Raw genomic sequence first — 18,030 nt, 5'->3', positions numbered from 1 at the left:
ATAATGCGGCCCCTTACCAACCAGGGAGAATTATCGTGAAAGCACCTGTTCGTGTTGCTGTCACCGGCGCTGCCGGCCAGATCAGCTATTCTTTGCTGTTTCGTATCGCTTCCGGCGAGATGCTGGGTAAAGACCAACCGGTTATTCTGCAGTTACTGGAAATTACGCCGGCACTGGAGGCGCTGAAAGGGGTCGCCATGGAACTCGAAGACTGTGCCTTCCCACTGCTTGCGGGTATCGTTCAGTCCGATAATGCCACTATTGCCTTTAAAGACGTCGATTACGCACTGCTGGTCGGTGCACGCCCCCGCGGGCCCGGCATGGAACGCAAGGATCTGCTGGAAGCCAATGCTGCAATATTTTCTGCGCAGGGTAAGGCCCTGAACGATGTTGCTTCGCGCAGCGTAAAAGTTCTGGTGGTTGGCAATCCGGCAAATACCAATGCGCTGATTGCCCAGCGCAACGCCCCGGATCTGGATCCGCGCAATTTCACCGCGATGACCCGCCTGGACCACAATCGCGCGCTGTCTCAGTTGGCCAACAAAACGGGGTCCAGCGTGAATGACATTACCCATCTGACGATCTGGGGCAACCACTCCTCCACCCAGTATCCGGATCTGTACCAGGTTAAAGTTTCCGGCGGTGCGGCTATGGATCTGGTCGCGCAGGACTGGTACGAAAAGGACTTTATTCCCACTGTTCAGCAGCGCGGTGCGGCAATTATCAAGGCCCGAGGTGCCTCCTCCGCGGCATCTGCTGCCAATGCGGCGATCGACCACATGCGCGATTGGGCCCTGGGTACTGCTGAAGGCGACTGGACCAGCATGGCAGTGTACAGTGATGGTTCCTATGGTATTCAGAAAGGCCTGATTTATTCTTTTCCCTGTACCTGCGCAGATGGTCACTGGAAAATTGTTCAAGGTGTTGAAAACAACGCTTTCTCCCGTGAAAAGATGGCAGCCACCGAACAGGAGCTGGTGGAAGAGCGCGATGCAGTAGCGCACCTGCTGCCATAATCCGCCCGATCGACCGGTCATTGCGCCTGGTCACTCGCCAAGAAACCCGCCCGGTCCAGCGGGTTTTTGGCAGTGTCTGCTCTGGACCCGCACTTGGGGGGACTTGAGGGGCTGTTTCGCCAATGTGGGCTTCTGGCAGCGACACTACACTGAGGGTAAGTACTTGCCGGGACCGTCTGCCATGGTTACTGAAGTCGGCCGTTACTCCCCCCGCTGCGCCTGTATCCTTCTTCAACCAAACCAGTCCCTGTCTGTTTCTGCAAATCTGTGGGTGTTCTTCTCCCTGGTCGCTGTTTCCCTCGGTATCAGCCTGGCCTTCGCCTTTGCCGGTGCCTGGATGATCCTGCCGTTTGCGGGTTTGGAAATGCTGTTACTGGCGGTGTTGTTTGCCTATGTGTGTCTGGAGGGCACCCGTCGCGAAGTGATTCGTATCGATGACAAGCAGGTCGTGTTCGATTGTTGCAGGGGGTTTCGCGGACAGAGCATTTACCATCGGGAGTTCACCAGGGACAGCCTGGTGGTTCTGGTGCGTATGGGTAGCGGGACTGCAGAACCGGCCTCGGTGAGCTTTAGCGGCCCTGAGGGGTGTCTGGAAGTGGGGGAATTCTTGACCGATGCGGAAAAGGCGGAGTTGGTTGAGCGATTGGGACATGTGGGTATCTGCGCGCGTAAAGAGAGGGCGTTTCAACTGCACCAGTTTTGATTTTTGTACCGAACTGGCGTTTCTATAACTTCTTTTCGTTATAATCCCCGCATCCTACACTCCAGCTCCCCGGGGGACTTCCTATGGCTTTTCCCAAAATTGGCAATTTGGCACCGGCTTTTACCTTGACCAACCAGAATGGTGAGAAAGTCTCGCTAAAGGATTTTCGTGGCAAAAAGCATCTGGTGCTCTACTTCTACCCAAAAGCGCTGACGCCGGGTTGCACCACTCAGGCCTGCGGTATCAGAGATAGTGCCGAGGCGTTCGAGCAACGCAACACCGTAGTGCTGGGGGTCAGCCCAGATAGCACAGGCAAGTTACAGCGGTTTATTGAGAAGCACGGGCTCAACTTTGATCTCTTATCCGATGAAGAGCATAAAATCGCCGAAAAATATGGCTGTTGGGGCCTGAAAAAGTTTATGGGCCGGGAGTATATGGGCCTGATACGGACCACTTATATCATCGACAAAAGCGGACGTCTCCGACATATCATTGACCGGGTGAAAACCAAGACCCACGATACCGAAGTACTCAACTGGATCGATGAACATCTTAACTGACTGCCGGACAGAGTGGATTTCGGTAGTGTATCGATTGACTGTTCCCTAGGTCCCGCTTTTCCCGCCCTTTGAGCCCTGGCTCGGGGGCTGGGTATTGTGCCTGCCGCAAAAGAAGATAAAAAAAAGCGCTGTCGCCCCTTGCTTTCTCAAATCTTGGTCTATACTGGCTGTTGTAAAGGAAAGGTGCGCCGGCAAGAGAGTGTTTCTCTATGGGGTATTGCCGGGGCGGTTAGTTTAAAAATTGTACATCTCTGTGAAGGATTCGATGTCAGCTTTCGATGCATCCCGCATCAAGAGGTAGCCCGAAAAAGGTTTGGTATGCAGGTGCGGGCAATGGTCACCGGGATTCGCTGGAAGCGGACATAGAAAAATAACTGCGGCTCACGGAACTCAAAAGGAGCAGCTCGATGAACCAAACTCAGCCCGACCAGACTTCGCTATCTGAAGACAAATCCCTTCAGCAGGCCAGATTATCCGGAGATCCGAATATTCTCGACCAGCTCCTGGCCCCCCCGGAGGCAACCAGCTTTGGCATTGCCGCCCGGGTGATTGATGTGCTGGAACAGCGCATTGGCAAGGCCTCTCTCGCGATTCGCCCGGTCGCTTCCGATTTAAGCATGTCTACCCGCACTTTACAGCGCCGTCTGCAGGAGCACAGCTTGAGCTTTGCCTCGCTGCGCGATCATGTGCGATTCCGCCATGCAGTGCATTTTCTTAAGGATACCGCGCTCAGTGTCGACGGTATCTCTAGAATTCTCGATTTCTCGGACAGAACCAGTTTCACCAGTGCCTTCAAGCGCTGGACCGGTATGTCGCCAACGGGCTACCGGCGTCAGGTCCGTCAGCGCTTTTGAGCACAAATGGGATTGACCGGTCCATCCCGGGTCGGTCCGATCCGTTGCCTCGGCGAGGTAAACCCGTTAGAGTTAGCGACAATTTTATAGGCTGACTCTTTGAGGATTTGCATGAGCTTTTTTATCCCTTCCGCTATGGCACAGCAAACCGGGCCGGCACCCCAGAGTAATTCAATGATTACCCTGCTGATGTTTGCGGGGCTGTTCGCGTTTATGTGGTTTTTTATTATCCGCCCCCAGCGCAAGCGCCAGAAAGAACATCAGGCATTGGTGGGTGCTCTGAAAAAAGGCGATGAAGTGGTCATGAGCAGTGGTATGTTGGGCCGGGTCGACAAAGTCGATGACGATTACATTGTTTTGGAGGTAGCGGACAATATGTCCCTGAAATTCCAGAAAGTGGCAGTGCACGCTGTATTGCCTAAAGGTACCATCAAAAAAATCTGATACGTTATGCGATGTGCGCTTTGAGCTGTTTGGCAAAGAAAGCCTGGTAGTCGCCGGGCTTTTTTATTGTGTCTGATTCGATTATGCAGTGAATCCCCCTGCTCGCTGTTTGATAAGGCACTCGCTATTAGGGGGAGCCGGTGCATAAAAATCTGTTGCAAAAGCCTGATAACAGACCCTGTCAGTAAGAAAAATAGCAATGTGGGGTTCGGTTCGACGCCTTGTGAAAGGGGAGAACGGTTTCTATTCCCTGGTCGATGGTTCTCACAGATCGTCTTCAATCGGGTGTTTTTGGTCAGTGGAACTATCCTGGCTAATCTGCTGCAGGAAGTGACTGAGGCAATGAGGGAAATTGGTCAGGCTGACTCAGTGGGCAAGCCATGGTATCAGCTGTTCCACTCGCACTGGCCTTGGTAATACCGACCCTGGAGAGACTAGCCAGAGTGGCTGAGAGATTCCCATTCGGTCACCGTCGCCATTGATCCAATGAACCGGGATGGAACCGCCGTGCGCAAAAGCCTGCCTATCGAGTTGCCCGCCCGTCTGCGGCTGGCCAATCTGCCGACACCGTTACAGCCCCTGAGTCGAATCAGCGAGCGCTTTTCCTACCCCTGTGGTGGGCCGCGAATCTGGGTGAAACGGGATGACCTGACTGAATCCGGGATGTCGGGCAATAAGCTTCGCAAACTCGAGTTTGTCACCGCTGCTGCCACTGGGCAGGGCTGTGATACGTTAATCACCTGCGGAGGAATACAATCCAACCACTGTCGCACCACAGCGCTTGTAGGGGCTCGGCTCGGTTTGCAGGTACAGTTGTTACTGCGTGGGGGAACCAGTGAGGAGATGGATGGCAATTTCCTGCTGGATCACCTCGCTGACGCAAGCGTGGCAGTGTATCTGGCAAGAGAATACAAAGAGGCGTTGTCCGGGCTTTTTCAATACTGGGCTGAGGATTATCGGTCCCGAGGCCATCGGCCTTTCTGTATTCCCACAGGTGCCAGCGACGGTCTTGGTATCTGGGGCTATATCGAAGCCTCCCGGGAGTTGATGACTGACTGCCTGGCCTATGGTTTCGAACCTGAGCATATTGTGTGCGCTACCGGAAGCGGGGGGACCCAGGCTGGTCTGACACTGGGTTGCCACCTTCTGGAGACCGGGTGCAAAGTCACTGGCTATGCTGTTTGTGACAATGCGGCCTATTTTCAGGCCAAGGTCAGGGAGGATATTCGCCATTGGTGTGCATTGGTGGGAGAAAAAATTGAAACCGATGCACTTGCGGTTTGTGTCAATGCGGATTACATCGGGCCGGGTTATGCCCAAGCAGAGCGACCGGTTTATCAAACCATCGCTGAAGTGGCAAGCCTCGAAGGACTGTTATTGGACCCGGTCTATACCGGCAAGGCCTTTCACGGGCTCTTGCAGGACTTGAACATGGGGAAATATGCTGGGGCTAAGAATCTGGTTTTTGTCCATACGGGGGGGCAGTTTGCCCTGTTTCCCTACCGACAGCACTTTTCATTTCTGGGGGATTGACCGGCATTACTGTTCTAGCGCCCTGGAAGCTGCTAACCTGCGCAACGCATTACAGCTTTGTCTGTATATAAAATAATCAGAACTAAGTCAGAACCGTGGGGGTTAGCTTGGAGTCCTTCAATCAACTAATGCTGTCACTGGACGGCTTTCTCGGTTCAGCGCCCTGGTTTCCCTGGGTGTTGCTGGGAGTCGGTTTCTTTTTCACTATCTATCTGGGGTTCCCGCAGATTCGTTACTTCGGGCACGCGATCAAAGTCGTACAGGGCAAGTACGACAAGCCCGGCGATCCCGGTGATGCCTCGCACTTTCAAGCCCTTGCGACCGCGCTTTCCGGTACTGTCGGTACCGGTAATATCGGTGGTGTGGGCCTCGCTATCTTCCTGGGAGGACCGGCTGCGCTATTCTGGATGTGGATGACCGCTTTCCTTGGCATGACAACCAAGTTTGTTGAGGTGACGTTGTCCCATAAATACCGTATCAAAGCCGCGGACGGCTACTTTGCCGGTGGCCCCATGTTCTATATGGAGCGCCGCCTCAATATGAAGTGGCTGGCTGTTCTGTTTGCCATTGCCACGGTGATCTGTTCATTTGGTACCGGGAGTCTTCCCCAGGTCAACAATATCGCCCAGGCCATGCACGATTCCTTTGGTATCAGCAAAGGGTTGACCGGTGGAGTGCTCGCTATCTTGCTGGGAATGGTGATCATTGGGGGTATCAAGCGGATTGCCAAGGTGACTTCCACCATCGTTCCCACCATGGCTTTCATTTATGTGATCGGTGCCCTTGGTGTTATTTTATATAACTATGAAAATATTATTCCTTCCTTTGGGGCCGTTTTCCGCGATGCTTTTTCCGGTAGTGCTGCGGTAGGCGGTTTTCTGGGTGCCAGCTTTGCCTACGCCTTTAATCGCGGGGTAAACCGGGGCCTCTTCTCCAATGAGGCGGGGCAGGGCTCAGCCCCGATTGCGCACGCCGCAGCGCGTGCCGATGAACCAGTTTCTGAGGGTATGGTTTCCCTGCTGGAACCGTTTATCGATACGATCATTATCTGTACTCTGACCGGCCTTGTGATTCTCTCCTCCGGGGTTTGGACAGAAAAGCATGAGAACCTGTTTGAAGGGGCGGACACCTATGTTGTGGAAGGCCGTTTTGATGAGAACAATGCTGAGGATGTGAAACAGCTGTTTAATTACCTGAGTGGCCAGCCAAGTACGGTAAAAACCTATAATGGCTCTGTAGTAGTGGACGACGGTCTTGTGCAGAATGCTCGGGATTTTACCCTGATTCATGCGCGTTCTATTGCCGAGGATCTGGATTTTCGCGTTGGCGATGACAGCTTCACGGGTGTTCTCACTGTGGTGGATGGCAAATTCGCCAATGCGGATGTCGATATCTGGGGTAAATCCCTGGTGCACTCGGTGGCATTGACCAACAAGGCTTTCCAGCGCGGTTTCTTTGGGGAATATGGTGGGCTGATTGTTACCATAGGCATTCTGCTGTTTGCCTTCTCCACAGCTATTGCCTGGTCTTATTACGGCGATCGCTCGATGATCTACCTGTTCGGGCCCAAAGCGGTGATGCCTTACAGAATTGTATATGTGGTTGCCTTTTTCTGGGCGGCAATCGAGGACACAACCATCATTTGGAACCTGTCTGCTGTGGCGATTGTGATCATGACCCTGCCCAACCTGTTTGGTATTACGGTGTTGGCAAAAGAAATGAAGGATACGGTAAAGGAATATTGGAAAGATCCCAGCCAAAAGAAACTGGCTGATTCCGAAGTGCTTGCTCGAAAGTGAAAAGGGCGGCCAAGGGGCCGCCTTTCTTGTTGGCACTGATCGGCTTGCGTTCCCCAGTCTCGCGCCAATGCGGGGATAGCCACAAGATACCTCGTTAATTGGCCTGGGCCCGTCACCGATACAGTGGTCGGTGCACGGGTTTATTCCGCCTGAGCGCTCAAGGTCACGTCTGAGTAGGAGGAATAGCCCCGGATACTGATATGCCAGGTACCTGCCTGAGGATTGTCAATACTGCAGCTTTCATCATTGCCCCATTTGTAGGGACGGCAATCCCAGGTGTCACGGGTGGGAGTGGATCCATAGCGTACGTAGAGGTCACTGTCGCCACTGCCGCCGGACATTGCCGCGGTAAGAGCGGACATGCCACTGGCCACATCCAGGGTGAAGTGCTGCCAGCTGCGTTGGGAGCCGGACAGGTCGGTTTCCTCCCAGCCGCTTGCGCCGCTGCCGGCATAGTTGCCTACCAGGCTGACGCCGGAGAAGGAGGTGTAAGCGCGGACCATCACATAGTAGGTGCCTTCCTGAACGTTGGAAACAGTACAGGTTTCATTGTTGCCACTGGTATAGGGGCGGCAATCGTAGGTGGATGTCGTGGGGGCGGCACCGAAGCGGACATACAGGTCGGCATCACCCGTTCCGCCTGACATGGCAAAGCTCAGGTCGGTCGAACCTGCCGGGACTTCCAGGGTATAGTGGATTTCCTGGCCGGTGTTGCCCGACAAATCCTCTTCGGGGACACCGTTTTCCAGCTCACCACCGGTCGGGGGCTCGGTGCCACCGCAGTTGCTGGTGGATACACCCACTGTGTCGAAAGCCGCCGTGACCGCCGATACGTCATACCCGAGGTCTTCGGTTGCCGAGACCACACCACAGGCGCCATCAACGAAATTTGAATCTTGGCTCCAGTACATCTGGTTGGCAAGCACAAAAGTGTCAAAGGCGGTACGGGTGGTCCAGCCGTTGGTATTGGAAATCAGGTAGAAGGCACGGTTAAAGACACCGGAGCTGAAGTGGACATCCATCCCATCGACGTAGTCACTGGCGTGACCAATAGAGCGGCCATCACGGGTCGGATCTTCAAAGTAGCGCAGTGCGCCACTGGATTTGAAGATCTCAGCACCAACCAGCCAGTCGTTGCTGCCACGCATATAAAATTCAGCGGCTTCACCGGCGATATCTGAAAACGCCTCGTTGATTCCGCCGGACTGGCCACTGTAGCGGAGGTTGGAATTTTGCTGGGTGAAACCGTGGCTCACTTCGTGGGCGGAAACATCCAGGCTGACCAGCGGATAGAAGATATTGCGGCCATCGCCGAAGGTCATTTGACTGCCGTCCCAGAAGGCGTTTTCAAAGCTGTTGCCATAATGCACCCGCATCCGCAGCTTCTGGGTTAGCGGAGAGGTGTTGTACCAGTCACTGTAAAGGTCGAAAACCACGCTGCCAAAGAAATGGGCATCATTTAGTGGTGAAAATGCGCCATTAATTTGTTTGTAGTCATTGTAAGGGCAGGTGAACTGATGGATGGTGCCACCACTGGTCCTGTGATTCATGTCCACCGTTTCCACATTGGGATTATCCATGCGGCAGTTGCTGTCCACTACCATGGGCGGGAAGTCAGTACCATACTCGTAGCGGCCGGTTTTCTGGTTGCCGCCGGGGCCGGTGGCATCCTGATACTGCTGGAAGTTCAGGCCGTCCCAGTGCTGGATGACTTCGCCGGTCATTGCGTCAATAAAGTAGAAGGGGCGGGTGGGCTTATCGCCGTACTCCACCCAGTTGACCAGATAAGCCAGGCGGGCCTCGTCCTTTTCATTGATATAGATATAGAGTTCTTTCTTGGGGTTGTTGGCTTCCAGTTTGAGCGCGGGCAGGGAAAGTGCGCGTTCGACCGACCCCTGCTGGCTGCGCATGGTGATCTGGTGATTCATTGCGCGTTCGAGCGCATTGTTGCCATCAATAGAAGCGCGAACATTGGGTACTTCCAGCTCCAGACCAGTGAGCACATTGCCGTGCACCTCGGTGATCAGTCCCTGGCCAGAGCTGGTTACTGTTTGGCCCCAAATGGGAATCCCCTTGTGGGTCTGTTGATAGCGGGCGATAGTTCTGCCATTGCTCAATGTGCGTTCACGCACTTTTTTGAGCCCGATATCCGACCCGGCAATGGCGGTTAATGCCTGGGGCGAGAGCATATCCACTGTGGCGGGGATGCGCTCGGCGGCCTGGGCACTAATAGCCATGGCTAAAGTGCAGGTAACTCCTACTAGATGCTTCATTGCTAGCTTTCCCTTTAATTACTTTTTTATACGAAACCGGATACCCGGTACCGGAAATCCTCCCTTGTGGGGAAGTGTGGAAAACCTGGCGGGTACTGGCCGGTCTTTGTGTTTGGTAAGACGTCAGAAGGTGACCGGGCGTCAAGGGGGTAGGGCCGCATTTGCGGTATTGACGCACGCTTTCTCAAACCGGGTACCCGATATTGTCGGGTACTGAAAGAGTACTCTGCATACACATGCTGGCAATAAAAAAATCATGGAAAATTCATTTATTTTAAATGTTTTCGATAGTTTTGCCCAGGTAGTCACAAATCAGAAGTTAATATCCTGCCGGATAATTTTTTTGGTGGATGGGAAGTAAACATCGTATAAACGGTACGCCAGTTAATTAATTATTTGCAGAAAAGTTCGAGATTATTCTTTAGGGATGTTTACACGTTTAGAAGGAGAAATTCCCTCTCCCAGGAACTGATAACTCTATTGAATTCTTCATATTCATCGCGTTTTATGGCACTCCATGCTTTTACGAACTTGCTGCCAAATATTTCAGCAGCCTCACTGCATTCCAATAAGAGGCTGAGCGCATGCTCCTGTGTGCGGGGCAGAGTAATGGGCTCTTTTGAGCAGTCGCCCTGATACGGTGCACTCGGTGCCACTTCATTGATCATGCCCAGATAGCCGCAGGCAAGGGAGGCAGCAATTGCCAGGTAGGGATTACAGTCGGCACCGGGGAAGCGGTTTTCCAGCCTTTTTCCTGCTGGCGTGCTATCGGGCACTCGAAGTCCTGTAGTGCGGTTATCGTATCCCCAGTGTAAACTGATTGGCGCTGCCATTTCCGGGATAAAACGCCGGTAGGAATTTACGTTAGGGGCAAAGAAGCTGATAAATCCGGGGGTGTATTTTTGCATGCCGCCAATAAAATTCAGAAAATTATCATTTTCTTTTCCGTGATTATCAACAAAAATATTCTCCCCGGTTTTCACACTGACAACACTTTGGTGGAGGTGTAGCGCACTACCGGGTTCATCCTGCATGGGTTTTGCCATAAAGGTTGCATAAATACCGTGGCGCAGAGCGGTCTCGCGCACGGTGCGCTTAAAAGTAAAAACCTGGTCGGCAATTGTTAAAGGGTCGCCATGGAGGAAGTTGATTTCCATCTGTGCGGTGCCCGATTCGTGTATCAGCGTGTCTACATCCAAGCCCTGTGCTTCACAGAAATCGTACATATCTTCAATGATGGGTTCATATTCATTCGCTGCATCAATGCTATAGGGCTGCCGGTTTTTTTCCGTGCGTCCTGAACGGCCAACGGGGGCGGAAAGCTTTTCATCGGGATTCAGATTGCGCTTGATGAGATAAAATTCCACTTCCGGTGCCACGACCGGTCTCCAACCCTTTGATAGATATTTTTCTATAATAAATTTGAGAATATTGCGTGTGCTGATGGGATGCGGCTGGCCATCCCGTGTGTAGCAGTCATGGACAATCTGTGCAGTGGGGTCATTGGCCCAGGGGTTGAGGCGAACGGAATTGGGATCGGGCACCAGCAGCATATCGGTATCCGCCGGATCCACCAGTGTATTGTGCTCATCCACAAAGCCACCGGTGACGGTTTGCACCAGAATACTTTCCGGTAAGCGGCTGTCCTGGGTCAGGAACTTGTCTGTGGGGGTGAATTTTCCTCTGGCATTGCCCGACATATCCGGCACCAGACATTCCACTTCGGCAATTTTGTGCTCTGCGAGCCAGTGCTTGATTTTGTCCATGGAGCCCCTTTGGGCAAATGCTCCTGCCAGTAGTATTGCTTTAGTATACTTTGGGACTGCAGTCTGGGGGTGCTGCCTTGCGGATTGCCCCAGCGTAGATACCGCGGCGGTTGTCGTCAGCAGTATAGGGTGACATGGGGATTTTGATGAGCATAAAAATACGCCTCGCTATTCAATATGGTCTGGTTATTGATTCGACTTTGGCATGGAGTAACGCGTTGGTGTACTTGAAGGATCGCCAGTAAATGAAAAAGTTACAGGGCCACGCAGATTCCTACTACGCAGCAAGTGCAACTGCTGCAACGTCTTTTCCCCGGTTGACCGGCCCTGTTTCTGTGGATGTCTGTGTGGTTGGCGCCGGGTACACAGGGCTTTCCACTGCATTACATCTGGCAGAGCGGGGCTACAAGGTGGCAGTTGTGGAGGCGGAGCGGGTTGGCTGGGGCGCATCGGGTCGCAATGGCGGCCATGTTGGGGTGGGCCAGCGCCGCAGTCAGGCCGACCTGGAGAACATGCTCGGCAAGGATACGGCACACACAATGTGGCAGTTCAGTGTCGAGGCGGTACAGCTTGTTGAACACCTGATCGAAAAACACACTATTCAGTGTGACCTGAAGCGCGGTATTATGCGCCTGGCAGCCAAGTCCAGCCATGACAGTGATCTGCGCAGAGAAGTGCAACTGTTGCAGGAGCGTTACGGCTACAGCCGTATCCGCTATGTGGATAGGGGAGAAGTTCGCGATCTTGTTGGCTCCAAGCGCTATCTGGGCGGGCAGCTGGATCGTGGCTCTCTGCATCTACACCCCTTGAGTTACGCTCTGGGGCTGGCATCGGCCTGTGCCGCTTCCGGTGTTGACCTCTATGAGCACAGCCGGGCGTTGTGTTATCGAGGCGGGAGCTCCTGTACAGTTGAAACGGTAAGCGGGCAGGTTAAAGCGCGCAATATTGTGCTGGCCTGCAATGGGTATCTCGGGAAACTTGAGCCGCGCCTGGCTGGCAGGATAATGCCGATTAATAATTTTGTGCTTGCCACTGAGCCACTATCGATATCGCTGGGCAAAGAGTTGATCGCCAATGATTACGCTGTGCAGGATACCCTCTTTGTGATCAATTACTGGAAGCTTTCCGGCGATAATCGCCTGATTTTTGGCGGGGGGGAAAACTACACGACCAGATTTCCCAAGGATATACCTGGCTTTGTGCGCAAGTATATGCTGCGCGTCTATCCCCAGTTAGCCAATATACGGATTGACTACGGTTGGGGAGGCACCCTTGCCATCACTCTGAATCGCCTGCCAAATTTAGGCAGGTTAGAGCCGAATGTGTATTACAGTCAGGGCTATTCAGGCCACGGTGTCCCCACAGCGACTTTTGCCGGAAAACTGCTTGCGGAAGTGATCGCCGGTACAGAAGAGCACTTTGATATCCTGGCGCAGTTACCTGCGCACCGTTTTCCGGGGGGAACGCTGCTGCGCTGGCCCTGCCTGGTGCTGGGAATGCTCTATCACAGCCTGCTGGATCGATTCGGTCGTTAAGCCGTTTATCTCTAATCTGAGGCCGGTGGCTGTAACCACTTTGTGGCACATTGGCCAGTGACACGGCCTCTAACAATCCTGGGTGCGGTCATAGCGACACCGACGTTTGATCGGCAATCAGTGCAAAAAAGTCTTGGATGACACAGTCCGATAGAATCGCCCCAAGGCAGAATTTTCGGTGAAGCTGGTTTCGCTTGCCGATTTCCCCGGTGTGCCTGTGGAATCGCCCTTACATTGAGATGGTAGGGCGGATTGGTGATAAAGTACCCTGAGTCATTACCGGAGGGTCAATCTTGTCCAACATCAGGGGACAAACGCGCAATTGTCAGCATATATCCATGTGTGGGCCTAGGTGGGTCCGCGTGTGTGGAGCACTCCGGCAGAATTACTCTACTACCAGGCGGCTTTTGGCCCGTGGTCAACCCAATGTCTGTGCCAGGGGCAGGCCGTGGCTTGTCAGGTTGGTGAAGCCACAGTTGACGTGGCACCTCATGGGTTGCGGGCGGTCGCCAGTGGCAGTAACGGCGTGCTACTGGTACGGAGTGCCATCTGTTGCGAGGGTCCGCTGATGAGCACCCTGCCGGATAAGCTGGTTATTGCAATTTCTTCCCGGGCATTGTTTAACCTGAACGACAGTCACCGCGTGTTTGAAGAACAGGGGTTGTATGCGTTTTCCAGGTATCAGGTTGAGCGTGAGAATGACATTCTGGACAAGGGTGACGCTTTTCCGCTGGTAGAGAAATTCCTCAAGATCAATAAGTTGCTGGGAGGCGAACCCCGTGTGGAGGTGATTCTGCTTTCCCGCAACAGTGCCGATACCGGCCTGCGTATTTTTAACTCCATTGAGCACTATGGACTGGATATAACCCGCGCAGCCTTTTGCAATGGCGAGAGTCCCTATCGCTATATTGGCCCTTTCGGCTGTGATTTGTTCCTGTCCACGGATGGGCTGGATGTCAGGCGTGCCCTGGAGCAGGGTGTGGCGGCGGCCACCCTGGTGGCGGGTGGCGGCCATGAGCAGCAGGAAGACGTGTTACGCTTTGCCTTTGACGGTGATGCAGTCATTTTTTCTGACGAGGCGGAGCAGGTTTACAAACGCGACGGGCTTGCCGCTTTCACCGAGGTGGAGCGCGCTTCGGCGCAGAAACCGCTGGGCGGTGGCCCCTTCAAGGGTTTTCTGGAGGCTTTGCAGAAATTGCAGGCGGAGTTCGAGCCGGATGCCTGCCCTATCCGCACCGCGCTTGTCACGGCGAGGTCAGCACCGGCGCACGAGCGGGTAATCCGTACACTGCGTGCCTGGGATATACGTGTGGATGAGTCCGTCTTTCTCGGAGGGCTGCCCAAGGGAGCGTTTCTGCGTGCTTTTGGTGCCGATGTCTTTTTTGACGACCAACTCGACCACTGTGCGTCAGCCGCTGAGCATGTAGCTACTGGCCATGTTCCCCACGGTATTGCCAATATTGAATCATAACCGCAACAGCCGCGCAGAATGGGACGGGTTTCCCAAATCTGATTGACACCCGCCCCTCTAAACTGGATATTCGTCCGTCAGTTGGTCTGGGTTAGCATTCACTGCTATTCTTTTTGCGCATAATTTTTGATGTTCTTTATAACAAACAATTTATCTGTCAGCGTGGCGCTCGCCTTGGGGCGGGGTGATTGATCACTCAGGGAGGACCTATGAAGCTGCAGCAGTTGCGATATATCTGGGAAGTGGCGCATCATGATCTCAATGTTTCTGCTACAGCGCAGAGCCTCTACACATCCCAGCCGGGAATCAGTAAGCAGATCCGCTTACTGGAGGATGAGCTTGGCGTAGAAATATTTGCCCGCAGTGGCAAGCACCTCACGCGGGTTACACCCGCCGGTGAAGCCATCCTTAAGACTGCCGGCGAGATTATGCGTAAAGTGGAGAATATCAAACAGGTTGCCCAGGAATTCAACAACGACAAAAAAGGCAACCTTGCGGTTGCCACCACGCACACCCAGGCCCGTTACGCACTGCCACCGGTGATCAAGTTGTTTATCTCCCGTTATCCGGATGTGTCACTGCATATGCACCAGGGTACGCCGATGCAAATCTCAGAGATGGCAGCGGACGGCACGGCGGATTTTGCTATTGCTACCGAAGCGCTGGAATTGTTCAGTGACCTGGTCATGATGCCAGTATACCGCTGGAATCGCTGTGTGCTTGTGCCCAAAGGGCACCCCCTGTGTCAGGTTGACCAGTTGGAACTGGAAGACGTTGCCAAATACCCTATTGTGACCTATGTCTTTGGCTTTACCGGCCGCTCCAAATTGGATGAGGCCTTTATGGAAAAGGGGCTGTCTCCGAAAGTGGTTTTCACTGCCGCAGATGCGGATGTCATTAAGACCTATGTGCGTCTTGGACTGGGTATAGGTATTGTGGCGGATATGGCCGTGGATGGTGAGGATGAAGATTTGGTGGCGTTGGATGCCAGCAGGCTTTTCGAACCCAGTGTGACGAAAATCGGTTTTCGCAAGGGGATTTTCCTGCGCGGCTTTATGTTTGATTTTATTCAGCAGTTTGCCCCGCACCTCACCCGTGACCTGGTAGAGCAGGCTGCCCACGCCGCTTCCCGCGCAGAGGTAGATGCCCTCTTCTCGAATCTGGAACTGCCGGTCTATTGAGTGGGGGCGCTATCGGGAGTGAGAAGCGGGGGTGAGCAGGGCTAGAGCCGACCCGCTGGCTGCAAAACCTCTTTGGCAAACTTGGCGTAAATGGTGTAGATTTCCGCCTCTTGACCTTCCCGCTCAACGATAAAGAAAGGGGCGCGCTCAACCTTGTACTGGCGGGCGATTGTAATACCGGCGCTCTGGGGATCGCGCACATCCGCGATCAGCGTCCGGTCAATCAGGCTGAGGTGTCCTTTTGCTTCCAGCCGCTCCTGTACGTCGCGACATTTGCCGCAGAGGGAGCCATCGGCGAGCACTTTTTTAACCAGCGTGATCTTCACGGTAGGTTCCTAGATTCGAATGTTAGGGCACAGACCACTTCTGGCATTGAAATTATCAGCATCTTTAATAACTATGAAATATCAATCTTTGATACTTCTATAACCAAACGCTGTATAAGCACCCCAAAACAGCAGATTGCCCAAGATGTAAGGCAAACTTCGGTCGAGGTGTGGATCCACTGTATTAGCAGAGAAACTGCTCAGTGGTCTCCAGCAGCAGGTTGACCTTGGCAAGGCATTCCCGGTGCTCGGCTGCCGGCTCGGAATCTGCAACAATACCACCGCCTGCTGCACATGTTATACGGCCCTTGCTGGCAGTAAAGGTGCGGATGGCAATGTTGGTGTCGGCACGGCCACAGCTGCTGATATAGCCGATACTGCCGCAATAGACCCCCCTTGGGCTTGACTCCAGTTCGCGAATCACCTCCATGGAGCGTCGCTTTGGTGCCCCGGTTATGGAACCACCGGGAAAACAGGCGGCTAACAGCTCGCTGTAGGCGGTGTCTTCGGGCATTTCTCCGGTAACAATACTGACCAAGTGATGCACATTGGCGAAGCTGGCCAGTTGAAACAGTTCGGGCACGCGTACACTGCCACTGCGACACCGCTTGCTGAAATCGTTGCGCAGCAAATCCACAATCATCAGGTTCTCAGCGCGGTCCTTCGGACTTTTCTGCAGGGCTGAGGCCGCCTGTTGGTCCCCGGGTGCATCGGCCGCCCTGGCGGCAGTGCCTTTGATGGGCTCACTGCGCAGGCTGCAGCCATCGGCGCGAATAAACCGCTCCGGTGACATACTCAGCAGACTGCCTTGGGGCAGCGCCATATAGGCTGAAAAAGGCCCTGCAGCCCGCTTGCGCAGGGCAAGGTAGGCGCTGAAGAGGTCGCCCTCGTAGGGGGCGCAAAAGCGTTGGGTAAAATTCGCCTGATACACGTCGCCGGCAGCGATGTACCCTAGAATCCGTTCAATACGCGCGCGGTAACCCTCGGCACTCAGCTCGTGCTCGAAGGGGGCCAACAGGCGGAATTCGCCCGGCATGGGGGACGTCTGCCACTGTATGGATTTAAACCGGCCGATCAACTCTCGCACTTGTCGGGCCGGGCAGGCGGGGTGAAAGATCAGATGACTGCTGCCCAACTGGTGATCCGCGATAAAAGCCCAACTGTAAAGCCCGAAAAAGCCTGCGGGCAGGTCGGTTGGGCGGAGGTCTGCCGGCAGGTAATTGCCCTCTACCCCCAGCTCATAGCCGGCGTAGCCAATGGCACCGCCACAAAAGGGCAATTGCGAGTTTCTGTCCTGTGGGCAGAGTTCGCGTATCAGGTCATCCACCTGGGTAAACGGTCCTGGACTGTCGGCACCTAGAACCAGGGTATTCAGTGGGTCTGCACTGACAATATCATAGCGGCCGCCACTGCACAGTGGCCGGCCACTGTCGAGCCAGACAGGTACCGGTAGGTCGGCCACTGCGGTGAAAGCGGCTGCTGAGTTAAGCGAATAGGGCAGAGAGACAATTTTCATTTTACAACACGGCCATCCGTAAGACGGCGCACACTACACAGTTTGCGGCAGCTAGAAAAGGCCGGGGGGCACTTTAGTCAATTCTTCGCTCGATGCCGGCCTGGGACATGAGACGGGTGGCAAGCTCTTCCACCGAGAGTTGTGTGGCATCGAGGAAGGGTACCTGGGCCCGCCTCAACATCTGTTCAACCTGGCGCACCTCAAAATCACACTGCTCCTTAGAAGCGTAGCGGCTGTTGGCGCGTCTTTCCTGTCTAATCTGCACCAGACGAGTCGGATCTATGGTCAGTCCGAAGAGCTTGCGGCGGTAGGGAAGCAGTATTCTCGGTAGATTGGTGGAATCCATGTCCTCTTCGGTAATCGGGTAGTTGGCCGCGCGCAGGCCGAATTGCAGAGCCAGGTACAGGCAGGTGGGGGTCTTGCCGGAGCGGGAGACTCCGAGGAGAACCACATCCGCCTGCTCGAACCCGCTGGTGCGGCGCCCGTCGTCGTTGTCCATGGCGAAGTGCACCGCCTGGATGCGGTCATTGTAGCGGTGACTGTCGGCAATTCCGCGCGAGATGTTGACCGATTGGGCGGGGTCCCGATTGAAGAGACTGGCAAGGGGCGTCAGGTAGTTTTCGAAAATATCTAGCATCAGGGCCGGGCTCTGGTGCAGTTGTTGGCGAATCTGGTCGGACACAATGCTGGTGATAATGATGGGCTGTAATCCCGACTCGCTGGCGGCCTTTTCAATACGCTGTAGAGCCTGCTGGACCTTGCTGGCAGAGTCGATATAAGGCAGCGTAACCTGCTCGAGATGCTGGTCCTGAAACTGCGCCAGCAGACTGTGGCCAATAGCCTCCACAGTGAGTCCGGTTCCATCGGAAATAAAAAAGGCGGTACGCTTGTCTTTTGCCACATCTCTTCTCGGGTTGTTGCAAGGGCCTCTGGTTCAGGGGCGTTAGTATAATAAGAGGTGTGCTGTCAGGGGACTTTTATTTTCATGCTTTCCATGACCTTGTAGAAAATTTACAACAAGCCCGCCGCTTTTTCCGGGCTATTTTTTACAAG

15 protein-coding genes are annotated in these 18,030 nt (G+C 54.0%); 10 read left to right on the top strand and 5 right to left on the bottom strand.

All coding sequences use genetic code 11. The features are described from left to right. Positions 1-35: 35 nt before the first annotated feature. The 7 genes from M8T91_RS11255 to M8T91_RS11225 all read left to right on the top strand — a co-directional run bounded on the left by M8T91_RS11255 (position 36) and on the right by M8T91_RS11225 (position 6,909). Entirely contained in the window at positions 36-1,016 is a 981-nt protein-coding gene (locus tag M8T91_RS11255) for a malate dehydrogenase (protein WP_301414256.1), read from the top strand. Between the two features lie 181 nt (positions 1,017-1,197). Then, positions 1,198-1,719 (top strand): DUF2244 domain-containing protein, encoded by a 522-nt coding sequence (locus M8T91_RS11250; protein WP_301414255.1) that lies wholly within the window; start codon positions 1,198-1,200, stop codon positions 1,717-1,719. A gap of 83 nt (positions 1,720-1,802) precedes the next feature. Further along, positions 1,803-2,279: a thioredoxin-dependent thiol peroxidase gene (bcp, locus tag M8T91_RS11245; RefSeq protein ID WP_301414254.1), complete on the top strand. Its 477-nt coding sequence runs from the start codon at positions 1,803-1,805 to the stop codon at positions 2,277-2,279. Positions 2,280-2,686: 407 nt separating this feature from the next. Beyond that, the gene (locus M8T91_RS11240) at positions 2,687-3,133 is read left to right on the top strand and encodes a helix-turn-helix domain-containing protein (RefSeq protein WP_301414253.1); all 447 of its coding nucleotides are present in this window, start codon (positions 2,687-2,689) and stop codon (positions 3,131-3,133) included. Between the two features lie 111 nt (positions 3,134-3,244). Beyond that, positions 3,245-3,577 carry a preprotein translocase subunit YajC gene (gene yajC / locus M8T91_RS11235; RefSeq protein ID WP_301414252.1) on the top strand — a complete coding sequence of 111 codons (333 nt, stop codon included), beginning with the start codon at positions 3,245-3,247 and terminating at the stop codon, positions 3,575-3,577. Between the two features lie 486 nt (positions 3,578-4,063). Further along, positions 4,064-5,110: a D-cysteine desulfhydrase family protein gene (locus tag M8T91_RS11230; RefSeq protein WP_301414250.1), complete on the top strand. Its 1,047-nt coding sequence runs from the start codon at positions 4,064-4,066 to the stop codon at positions 5,108-5,110. A gap of 107 nt (positions 5,111-5,217) precedes the next feature. After that, positions 5,218-6,909: an alanine/glycine:cation symporter family protein gene (locus M8T91_RS11225; RefSeq protein ID WP_301414249.1), complete on the top strand. Its 1,692-nt coding sequence runs from the start codon at positions 5,218-5,220 to the stop codon at positions 6,907-6,909. A gap of 140 nt (positions 6,910-7,049) precedes the next feature. On the opposite strand, the gene M8T91_RS11220 is transcribed toward M8T91_RS11225, so the two are convergent. Together M8T91_RS11220 and M8T91_RS11215 are read right to left on the bottom strand one after the other, a co-directional pair. Then, entirely contained in the window at positions 7,050-9,182 is a 2,133-nt protein-coding gene (locus M8T91_RS11220) for a M4 family metallopeptidase (protein WP_301414248.1), read from the bottom strand. Positions 9,183-9,613: 431 nt separating this feature from the next. Continuing rightward, entirely contained in the window at positions 9,614-10,948 is a 1,335-nt protein-coding gene (locus tag M8T91_RS11215; protein ID WP_301414247.1) for a glutamine synthetase family protein, read from the bottom strand. Between the two features lie 245 nt (positions 10,949-11,193). On the opposite strand from M8T91_RS11215, the gene M8T91_RS11210 reads away from it, so the two are divergent. From M8T91_RS11210 to cysB, 3 genes are all read left to right on the top strand, one after another. Further along, positions 11,194-12,483 (top strand): NAD(P)/FAD-dependent oxidoreductase, encoded by a 1,290-nt coding sequence (locus M8T91_RS11210; protein ID WP_301414246.1) that lies wholly within the window; start codon positions 11,194-11,196, stop codon positions 12,481-12,483. Between the two features lie 568 nt (positions 12,484-13,051). After that, positions 13,052-13,954 (top strand): 5'-nucleotidase, encoded by a 903-nt coding sequence (locus M8T91_RS11205; protein WP_301419075.1) that lies wholly within the window; start codon positions 13,052-13,054, stop codon positions 13,952-13,954. Positions 13,955-14,163: 209 nt separating this feature from the next. Beyond that, entirely contained in the window at positions 14,164-15,135 is a 972-nt protein-coding gene (gene cysB, locus M8T91_RS11200) for an HTH-type transcriptional regulator CysB (protein ID WP_301414245.1), read from the top strand. A gap of 41 nt (positions 15,136-15,176) precedes the next feature. Here cysB and M8T91_RS11195 read toward each other — a convergent pair whose 3' ends face one another. The 3 genes from M8T91_RS11195 to ppsR all read right to left on the bottom strand — a co-directional run bounded on the left by M8T91_RS11195 (position 15,177) and on the right by ppsR (position 17,878). Continuing rightward, positions 15,177-15,461, bottom strand: coding sequence for a hypothetical protein (locus M8T91_RS11195; protein ID WP_301414244.1), 285 nt, complete (start codon positions 15,459-15,461; stop codon positions 15,177-15,179). A gap of 184 nt (positions 15,462-15,645) precedes the next feature. Continuing rightward, positions 15,646-16,977, bottom strand: a complete 1,332-nt coding sequence (gene pabB / locus M8T91_RS11190) for an aminodeoxychorismate synthase component I (RefSeq protein ID WP_301414243.1) — start codon at positions 16,975-16,977, stop codon at positions 15,646-15,648. Between the two features lie 73 nt (positions 16,978-17,050). Beyond that, positions 17,051-17,878, bottom strand: a complete 828-nt coding sequence (gene ppsR / locus M8T91_RS11185) for a posphoenolpyruvate synthetase regulatory kinase/phosphorylase PpsR (protein WP_301414242.1) — start codon at positions 17,876-17,878, stop codon at positions 17,051-17,053. Positions 17,879-18,030 lie beyond the last annotated feature (152 nt).

Origin of the sequence: Microbulbifer sp. MI-G (assembly GCF_030440425.1) — a bacterium.
GTDB lineage: Bacteria > Pseudomonadota > Gammaproteobacteria > Pseudomonadales > Cellvibrionaceae > Microbulbifer > Microbulbifer spongiae.
This window is presented reverse-complemented; position numbering and strand designations above follow the sequence as displayed.